The organism is Flavobacterium hydrocarbonoxydans (genome assembly GCF_009789235.1).
Taxonomy (GTDB): Bacteria; Bacteroidota; Bacteroidia; order Flavobacteriales; family Flavobacteriaceae; genus Flavobacterium; species Flavobacterium hydrocarbonoxydans.
The window spans coordinates 1-6,436 of record NZ_WSTB01000025.1 but is presented as its reverse complement, the minus strand read 5'-3'; the positions used below and the strand labels follow the sequence as shown (position 1 = coordinate 6,436).

1 protein-coding gene is annotated in these 6,436 nt (G+C 37.0%); it reads left to right on the top strand.

Going from position 1 to position 6,436, the window contains the following annotated elements; all coding sequences use genetic code 11:
• Positions 1-657: 657 nt before the first annotated feature.
• On the top strand, positions 658-6,436 hold a 5,779-nt coding region (locus GON26_RS21420; RefSeq protein WP_449404280.1), incomplete at its 3' end, for an immunoglobulin domain-containing protein.

Sequence of the window (6,436 nt, the reverse complement as noted above, 5' to 3'; positions counted from 1 at the left end):
TTTTTTCGTTTTACAATAGTAAATTAAATAAGATGCTTATGGATTTTACAATTACTTTATTCATCCAGTTTACATTAGGTGGCTATTTCATTTTGAAAATGTTTATTTTGCTTTTTAGTAAAAATAAGCTAAGGCTATCCTCTCTTAATTTTAATTCTCAAGCCGACTTATTTAAAGTTCTTTTTAATAAGTTACATCATAAACCCATTCGTTATAAATTTCTCTCGCAGGGTTGTCATCGGCAATTTTGTTAGTTGAAACGCTTACGCCCTAATCAAGCGTAAATAAGATGTCTATAACCCTGGTTTATAGATTTATATTACCTCCCTTTATCTATCAACTTTAATTTTCTTTGATTAGAAAAAATCTACGACAAATCACTCTTTTTTTGGGAAATTGATTTTTCAGTTTTCTACCGTTTACGCAGTCATGTCTTATTTGATAAAAATAGGGCAGCAGGTATTTTTTGTTTTATTTAAAACCAAAACAGCATGAAGTTATTTACGGATTTTTAATTGAGTTCTAATAAAATTTATTGCGGAACGTATGTTCTATAATAAGTTTTAATTAGTTGATTATTAATATTTTAATTTTTGGAATAGGTGTCGTACTTAATCCAGCAGGTATTTTATTGTCCATTTTCTAATCTTCCAAATTATGAAAAAAAAATTACAAATTTTTGATCTCTTCTGTATGAAGCGATTATTAGGGCTACTGTTCTTATTGCTTTTGTGCAATAATGCTTTGGCGCAAACCTTTTGCAGACCCATTTCTGAAACACATGGAGCTTCTGGTATTTGCGTGTACAGTATCACCGATCCGGGATTAGCCTTTGATAGTGCAGGCTTATCGACTTTTGCTACTTTGAGTACAGATGTCGGAGTATTGTGTACGATTCAGGAAACGTTAACTCTGAATCAAACGGCTAAAGCTGGTGATGAAGTCGCGGTTTATATAGGTAGTGGTAGTGGTTTACTAAATCTATCTTTATTATCGACTGCCAGAATCCAGGCAAGGTTTAACGGTTCTGCCGTTGGGAGTAGTATCGCAGTGAATGATCCATTGCTTAATCTGGCATTGTTACCAGGTAATACTATTGGTTTAATAAAATTTAAGATAACTGCTGATACCAATCAAATTCAGTTTTTATTAGGAGGCGCCGTTACGGTACTTACTGATTTTAGGATTTATGATGTACGACTTGATTTTGCCAAACCTACTGTAAGCGGAGGATTAAACCAAACGCTTTGTTCTGGAAATTCAACTACATTAACCGCTACACCAGCTGCTGGTACAACCATAGCATGGTATGATTCAGCGGTTTCAACAACACCTTTGATTACAGCAAATTCATATACGACTCCGGTTTTAACTTCTAATACAACGTATTATATAGGAGTGACCAGAGTAGGAAGTTGTGAAAGTAACGAACGTGTTCCTGTTGTAATTACGGTTCCTAATCCTATTGCACCTGTAATAAGTAGTGTTGGAACAGCTATATGTTCTAGTGGAGCGACTCAGTCAACTACTTTGTCTGTAATCAATCCGATTTCTGGAACAACATACAATTGGTATTCAGTACCGAGCGGAGGTGCATCATTATCTTCTCTGCCGGCAGCATTGGGTGGTTGTTTAGAAGCGAATAGCCAACAGACAAATTTAAACGGACTTTGCTTATTATGTAATGCAAATAATCCAAATGATTCTGTAGATGGAGATTCTTCAACTGCAGCTGAACTTTCGGTTCCTGTAGGTTTAATTAATGGTTGGATACAACAAACACTTCGATTTAATAATCCTGGAAGAGCAGGAGATATTGTCGAGGTAGAATTAGAAAAGCCAGGTGGATTGTTGGATATAAGTGCTTTAAGTTATATTACTCTGGCTACCTATAACGGAACGACCTATAATAATGATCGGGTTTCGATTGATAATATAGTTGATATTCAGTTGCTTGGAGGAAATCGTTTTAAAGCTAGTATTGTAGCTGGAGCTGCATTTGATCGTGTCGAAGTAAGATTGGGCGGATTAGCAACAGTTTTAACCCGATTAGATATTTATGAAGCCAGTTACAAATTTAAAACACCAACAGTAACAGGAGATATTGCTTTATGTAGTGGTGAAACAACAACTTTGACACCTAATTTAACCGTAGGAGAAACAGTTGAATGGTTTGATGCTTTAACAGCCGGAAATTCATTAGCTACAACAACAAGCTATACAACTCCAGCCTTAACGGCGAATACTACCTATTATTATGAGATTACGCGTAATGGCTGTCTGAACAGTGAACGTTTTCCAATAGTAATTACTGTAGATAATCCTATTGCACCAATTATAGCGGCCACAGGAACTACAATTTGTAGCGGAACCACAACTACTTTAGATGTTCAGGCTCCTGTTGTGGGGACAACTTATAAATGGTACGATTCGGCACTAGCCGGAAATTTATTATTTACTGGCAATTCTTTTACAACTCCTGTTTTGACAACAAATACTAGTTATTACGTGGAAGCAAGTATTGGAAGTTGTACGGATGCAACCCGTACTTTAGTAAATGTTACTGTAAATCCGACTCCTTTAGCACCAATTGTAGCATCACCAACTGTAACTATCCAATCAGGACAAACAGCTTTATTAGAAGTTAGTACTCCTGAAGCTGGAGTAGAATATGATTGGTATGATGCTCCGACTCTTGGAAATCTTTTGACAACTGGAACATCTTACGAGACGGACCCATTATTTGCTGATACAACTTATTATATTGAGGCTCGTAATACTACTTCTGGGTGTATAAATTCAGCCAGAACGGCTGTTACAGTTATTGTAAATAAACCCATAACAAGCTGTCTGCAAGCTGATAATCAACTGGTGACTAATGATGGAGTTTTATGTCTAAGTTGTGGCGCAGTCCCTGGTACAGCAACACTATCTGTTGACGGAGACAATAGTACGGCTACTACGCTTCAGGCGCTTGTTGGTCTAGGTGGATATGTACAACAAAACCTTGATTTTGCAAGTCCGGGTTTAAGTGGCGATATTATAGACGTCGAGTTAGGAATTCCATCAGGATTAGTAAACATTGGATTACTTTCTTATATTACTTTAGAGAGTTATAATGGTGTAACTTATAACGGAGATGTAATTGCTATCGACAATTCACTTTTAAGTGTTCAGGTTTTAGGAGGCGGGCGTTTTAGAGCCAGTTTTGCTGCGGGAGCTGATTTTACGGGTGTTCAGGTTAGGCTGGGCGGAACTTTATCAGTATTGAGAGAATTGGATATTTATGGAGCTTCCTTTAGATATAAAGAAGCTAGTATTTCAGGTAATGCTTCTCCTATTTGTGAAGGTCAAAGTACCATTTTGACAGCCACATCAGATCCGGCTGCAGCTGAAACATTCAAATGGTATGATGCAGCTAGTGGAGGAAACGAAATATCACCTAATGAAACCTATAATACAGGTACTTTATCTGTTACTACAACATATTATTTAGAAGCAACCCGTAATACTGGTACTTGCGAAAATAGTGTTCGTCAGCCAGTTACGGTTACAGTTTCTCCATTGCCAACTGATGCTGATGTGGAAATTGATAGTAATATAACAGCTTTATGTAATGGCCAGGTCAATTTAGAACCTACAACAACATTACTAAATCCAGTATTTAAATATTATACAGATCAGACCAAAGCAACTGAAATACTAAACGGCGGTTCGGGATCTGTAGGAGAAGATTATGCTATCGATCCTGTAACTTTTGCATTAACTGTTACAAATTTAACAGCAGCAGGATCTCCTTATCAATATTATATTTCAGTAACGAATGATGACAATTGTGAAAATGATGCTAATACATTAAAAGAAGTAACAGTAGTTTATCCAACAGTTACTCCTTTAGTGGTAACTCCATTAGAAGCTTGTACCAAAGTAAACCTGAAAGATGCGATTGTAGGTTATGATGACACAATTACTTATACCTTTTTTGATCCTGCAAATACTCCTATAACAGAAGCTGCAGCAGCTAATATAACAGTAAATGGTGTTTACTCAATTCAGGCTCAGGGTAGCGGAAACGCTTGTCCATCAGCTATTCTACCAGTAGCAGTAACGATTAATCCGTTACCGAGTCTGAATGTAACAACAGATTCAGAAGTTGTTAATATTGGCGATTCTGTTTCATTAGAAGCAGATTCAAACAGTACTGTGGTATGGTACGATTCACTAGGAAATGTTTTACCTTCAACTACAGCAGGAACAATTACAACTGCTAATGTAACGCTTACAACTGCTGGTTTTTATACTTATACAGCTGTAGCCAGTAACGCAAATTGTTCAACTAGTGCGACTGTTTCTATAAATGTTGTTGATCCGGCAAATTGTGCCTTATTAACAGAAAGAGTATATGCTAGTATTCAGTCTTCAGACTCCAATATAACAGGTGGTGTTTCTGATGGTGCTAATGCTATCGACGGAGATACACAAACGGCTTCAACTATTACAACTGGTTTAGGAATTTTAGGAATTGGAACAACCTGGCAAAATTTGCAATGGCCAACAACAATTACAAAAGGAACTCCAGTAACAATTAAGCTGGGTTCTGAATATAGCGGAGTAGCGCTAGGCCAAAATTTAACTGTGGTTGGAACAAAACGTGATGGTTCAAATAATCCGATAGATATTGGATCCTTACAATCTGTTTCAGGATCATTAGTGAATTTATTATCCGGAGAAAATACATTCGAATTTACATTTGTACCAGCAGATGGTACAGGTCCAAAAGATTATGATGGAATCCGAATTCAATCTGCATCACTTGTAAGTGTTATTCAAAGCACAAAAGTTTTTGACGCTTATTATAACCAACAAGTTCCTCAGATTGTTTGTCAACCAGGAGATGTTCAGGATGTATTTTATGGTGCCAGAAGAACAGGTCTTGGTGTAATAAATGCCACAGTTGGGGTGAGTGATGCTTTCAATGCAGTTGATAATGATGTTAGTACTTATGCTACTATGTATAGTGGTTTAGGGGTTCTTGCTGCTGCAGATCTGACAGTAGCTTTTAAAACACCATCTATTGCAAGTGATAGTTTAAGAATTGTACTTTCGAAACCAGCGGCTCTTTTAGATCTTAGTCTAATAAAAGGATTTACTATTCAGCCTTTCTTAGGAAACGTTGCTGTAGGAGCTCCAATTGATGATTCAAGTTCATTATTATCTTTAAGAGTTTTACCGGGAAATACTATGTTAAGTGTATCTGTATCTTCTCAACCAGAAATATATGACAGAGTAAGAATCAGTTTTGGAGGAGTAGCAGGAGTATTAGAATTTTTAAGAGTTCATACTATTGAAAGATTTGCCAACACAAAAATCACAGGAAGTGATCCTGATAATAAAATCGTCGTTTGTCCGGGAACAGCTATTACACTTGAGGTCCCATCAGAATCTTGTTCAACATATAATTGGTATGATTCACCGGTAGGAGGAAATCTCTTAGTAAGCGGAGATACCTATACTGTTCCGGCTTCTTTAACAGCAGGTACTTATAAATATTATGTACAACCTGTTCGTTTTGATTGTGAAGTTTTCTCCAGAGGAGAAATAACTGTTGAGGTTAGAGAGTCAAGTCCGGAAAATGCCTTAACAGATATTACTTTAGATGGAGCTACAGACACTACAATTTGTTTGCCAGGCGGAACAGTTACTTTAGAAACGAGTTTAAGTGGAACACCTTCATTAACAAGTCCGGTTTATTACTGGTATAGTTTTGATGGAACAACAAGTCAATTAATTGCTGGTGAAACAACTCCTCAATTAGTTGTTACAGGTTTAACGCCGGGTACTTACACCTATTTTGTTGGTGTGAGCGGAACTGAATTTTGTGAAACCAAGGAAGCTGACAGAAAACAAATTACATTCACCATTTTACGTCCTTCTGATGAAAATGATATTTCAGTGGATGATACAGCAGTTTGTTTGGGAGATACAGCTACCTTAACACCAACGGCACCTGCATTAACGAATGCAAAATTCTTATGGTATTTAGATGCAAATAGAACTCAGCCTATTGTAAACAACGCTGTTATTAGTGGTGTTACATATACAGTAAATTCTTCAGGAGTTTTGACTGCTACAGGTTTAACTATAGCGATGAGTCCTAAATCTTATTATGTTTCTGTTTCCAGTGATACAACTTGCGAAAATAATGCAGGAGCACTTCAAACAGCTGCGATAATAGTCAACGATCCGGGTACACCAACCACAACATCGGCTACACAAGATTTCTGTTTAGAAGATACGCCAACAGTTGCGGATATTGCAGTAACACCAGCTACAGCAGTTTGGTACAGCAGTGCTACAAGCACTACACCATTACTTGCTACAGATGCTTTGGCAGATGGAAACTATTATGCTACCATTATAGACGCTGTTACAGGTT